Source organism: Streptomyces sp. NPDC058157 (assembly GCF_042884105.1).
GTDB lineage: Bacteria > Actinomycetota > Actinomycetes > Streptomycetales > Streptomycetaceae > Streptomyces.
Map to the genome: position 1 here is coordinate 1 of NZ_JBHVUQ010000356.1, position 3,440 is coordinate 3,440.

Genomic DNA, 3,440 nt, shown 5'->3' on the forward strand with positions numbered 1-3,440 from the left:
GAGGCGCCAGCCCCGGCCGGAAGGCTGGTCGTGCCGGGAACGGCAGCCCCACCCGAGGCGCCCACCCCGCCGGAGACATCGGCCACGCCGAACGCCACAGCCGCGCCCGAGGCAACGGGCCCGTCGGCAGAGGCGGCCACGCCTACGACGTCGGCCGCGCCGGGAGCAGCCGCCCCGGCCAGAACGCCGACCGTGCCGGGAACGGCAGCCCCACCCGAGGCGCCCACCCCGCCGGAGACATCGGCCACGCCGAACGCCACGGCCGCGCCGGAAGTGACGGGCCCGCCTGCAGAGTCGGCCGCGCCGGGAGCAGCCGCCCCGGCCGGAGCGCTGGCCGTGCCAGAGGTGGTGGTCGTGCCGGAGGTGGTGGTCGTGCTTGGGGTTTCGGGTCGTTCCGGGGCCGCCGCGGGCTGTGGTTCGGGGAGGTGCTGTTCCAGGACGACGTGGGCGTTCGTGCCGCTCACGCCGAAGGCGGAGACGGCCGCGCGGCGGGGGCGGCCCGGCTCCGTCTCGGGCCAGGCGGTGTTCTCCGTGACCAGCGAGACGGCCCCCGAGGACCAGTCGACGTGCGGGGTCGGCTCCTGCGCGTGCAGGGTCTTCGGCAGGATGCCGTGACGCAGCGCCTGCACCGTCTTGATGACGCCCGCGACACCGGCCGCGGCCTGGGTGTGGCCCAGGTTGGACTTGACGGAGCCCAGCCACAGGGGCCGGTCGCCGGGCCGTTCCCGGCCGTAGGCGGCGAGCAGGGCCTGGGCCTCGATCGGGTCGCCGAGGGTGGTGCCGGTTCCGTGCGCCTCGACGAGGTCCACGTCGGACGGGGACAGCAGACCGTTGGCCAGGGCCTGGTGGATGACCCGCTGCTGGGCGGGCCCGTTGGGGGCCGTCAGGCCGTTCGACGCGCCGTCCTGGTTGACGGCGGAGCCGCGGACCACGGCCAGTACGGGGTGGCCGAGCCGGACCGCGTCGGAGAGGCGCTCGACGAGCAGCATGCCGACGCCCTCGGACCAGCCGGTGCCGTCGGCCGCCGCGGAGAACGCCCGGCAGCGGCCGTCGGGCGAGAGCCCGCGCTGGCGGCTGAACTCCACGAAGGTGGTGGGGCCGGCCATCACGGTGACGCCGCCCGCGAGCGCGAGGTCGCATTCGCCCTGCCGGAGGGCCTGGACGGCGAGGTGCAGGGCCACGAGGGAGGAGGAGCAGGCGGTGTCGATGGTGACGGCCGGCCCCTCCAGGCCGAGGGTGTAGGCGATGCGGCCGGAGACCACGCTGCCGGTGTTGCCGGTGCTCACGTACCCCTCGATGCCCTCGGGCATGGCGGGGAGGCGGGAGACGTAGTCGTGGTACATGACACCGGCGAACACGCCGGTACGGCTGCCGCGCAGGGACTGCGGGTCCATCTCGGCGCGCTCGACCGCCTCCCAGGCGGCTTCGAGGACGAGCCGCTGCTGGGGGTCCATGGCGAGGGCCTCGCGCGGGCCGATCCCGAAGAAGCCCGCGTCGAACCCGGCCGCCCCGTGCAGGAATCCGCCTTCGCGGGTGTAGGTGGTGCCGGGGTTCTCGGGGTCCGGGTCGTAGAGGGCGTCGAGGTCCCAGCCCCGGTCGGTGGGGAAGCCGGATATCGCGTCGCGGCCCGCCTCGACCAGGTCCCACAGGTCCTCGGGGGACTCGACGCCGCCGGGGAAGCGGCAGCTCATGCCCACGATCGCGATCGGCTCGCGGTTCCTGCCCTCGGCCTCGCGCAGTCGCCGGCGCGCGTGGCGCAGATCGACGGTGGCGCGCTTGAGGTAGTCGCGGAGCTTGTTCACATCGGTCGTCATCTGGGTTTCTGTTCCTCAACGCGAAGGGATGGGCGGGCTGGTCGATCAGTGGGTGTCGAGCTCGCCGTCGAGCAGGTCGAAGAGTTCCTCGTCGGAGGCCTGCGCCACCTCGGCCTCGGCGCCGTCCCCGGTGTCGGGTCCGGGGGCCGGCGCGCCGGGAGCGGACCCGGGGCCGGCCGACGCCTCGCGCCATTTCGCGAGGAGGACCTCCAGCCGCAGGGCGGCGGTGGCGCGTACGGCCCGGTCCTGCGGGGCCCGGGCGAACGCGCTCTCCAGGCGGTCGATCTCGGCGAGCAGCGAGGGGGCCGCCGCCCCGCCGTCGGCGGGCAGCGCGGCGGCCAGGTGCCCGGCGAGGGCCTCCGGGGTGGGGTGGTCGAACAGCAGGCTCGCCGGGAGGGCGAGTCCGGTGGCGGTGCCCAGGTGGTTGCGGAGTTCGACGGCGGTCAGCGAGTCGAAGCCGAGGTCCCGGAAGGCCTGGGAGGCGCCGACGGCCTCGGCGGAGGTGTGGCCCAGCACGGCCGCCACCTGGGTCCGCACGAGCCCGAGGAGGATCCGCCGGCGCTTCTCGTCCGGGGCGCCCGCCAACTGTGCGGCCAGCACGCCGGCCGCTTCCACCGGGTCGGCCGCCGGGCGGGCCGGGGTCCGTACGAGGCCGCGGAGCAGGGCGGGCACGGGCCGGGTCGCGGCGCCCCGGCGCAGGGCGGGCAGGTTGAGCCGTACGGGCAGCAGCACGGCCCCCGCGCCGTCGTCGGCGGCCTCGGTGTCCGCCTCCGGCGCGGCGACGGCCGCGTCGAAGAGGGCGAGGCCCTCGTCCGGGGCCAGCGGCGAGACGCCCGCCCGGGCCATCCGGGCGAGTGCCCCGGTACCGGCCGCGCCCAGCATGCCGTGCGGGCCCTCGGCGTCCGCCCAGGGGCCCCAGGCCAGGGAGAGGCCCGGGAGTCCCGCCGCCCGCCGTGTCCCGGCCAGCGCGTCCAGGCAGGCGTTGGCCGCGGCGTAGTTGGCCTGGCCGGCGGTGCCGAGGGTACCGGCGAGCGAGGAGAACAGCACGAAGGCCTTGAGGTCCTGGTCCCGGGTCAGTTCGTGCAGGTGGAAGGCCGCGTCCGTCTTGGGGGCGAGGACCCGGTCCAGGCGTTCGGGGGTGAGCGACCCGACGGGGGCGTCGTCCAGGACCCCGGCCGCGTGGACGACCGCGGTCAGCGGGTGGGCGGCGGGGACCGCGCCGAGTACGGCGGCGAGCGCGGTCCGGTCGGCCGCGTCGCAGGCGGCCAGGGTCACCTCGGCGCCCAGCGCGCCCAGTTCGGCGGCCAGGTCGGCCGCGCCGTCGGCGGCGGGCCCGCGGCGGCTGGTCAGCAGCAGGTGCCGGGCGCCGTGCGCGGTGACGAGGTGCCGGGACACCAGCCGGCCCAGGGCGCCCGTCGCGCCGGTCACCAGGACCGTGCCGTCCGGGTCCAGGCCCAGGGGGGCGGCGGCGGGGGCGGGCGTGCGTACCAGCCGGGGCACGAGCACCGCGCCGTCCCGGACGGCGCACTGCGGCTCCCCGGTGGCCAGGGCAGCCGCCACCCGGGCGGGCTCCGCGTCCCCGTCCAGGTCCACGAGGACGAGGCGTCCGGGGTGTTCGGACTGGAC

The 3,440-nt window shown here is 77.0% G+C and carries 2 protein-coding genes; both read right to left on the reverse strand.

The genetic code is table 11. The annotated features are described in order from the left end of the window. Nucleotides 1-1,814, reverse strand: a 1,814-nt coding sequence (locus tag ACFVXK_RS37605) for a type I polyketide synthase (RefSeq protein WP_389621576.1), incomplete at its 3' end; no start/stop codon positions are given. 45 nt (nucleotides 1,815-1,859) lie between these two features. After that, a partial coding sequence (locus ACFVXK_RS37610) for an SDR family NAD(P)-dependent oxidoreductase (RefSeq protein WP_389621579.1) occupies nucleotides 1,860-3,440 on the reverse strand: 1,581 nt, incomplete at its 5' end.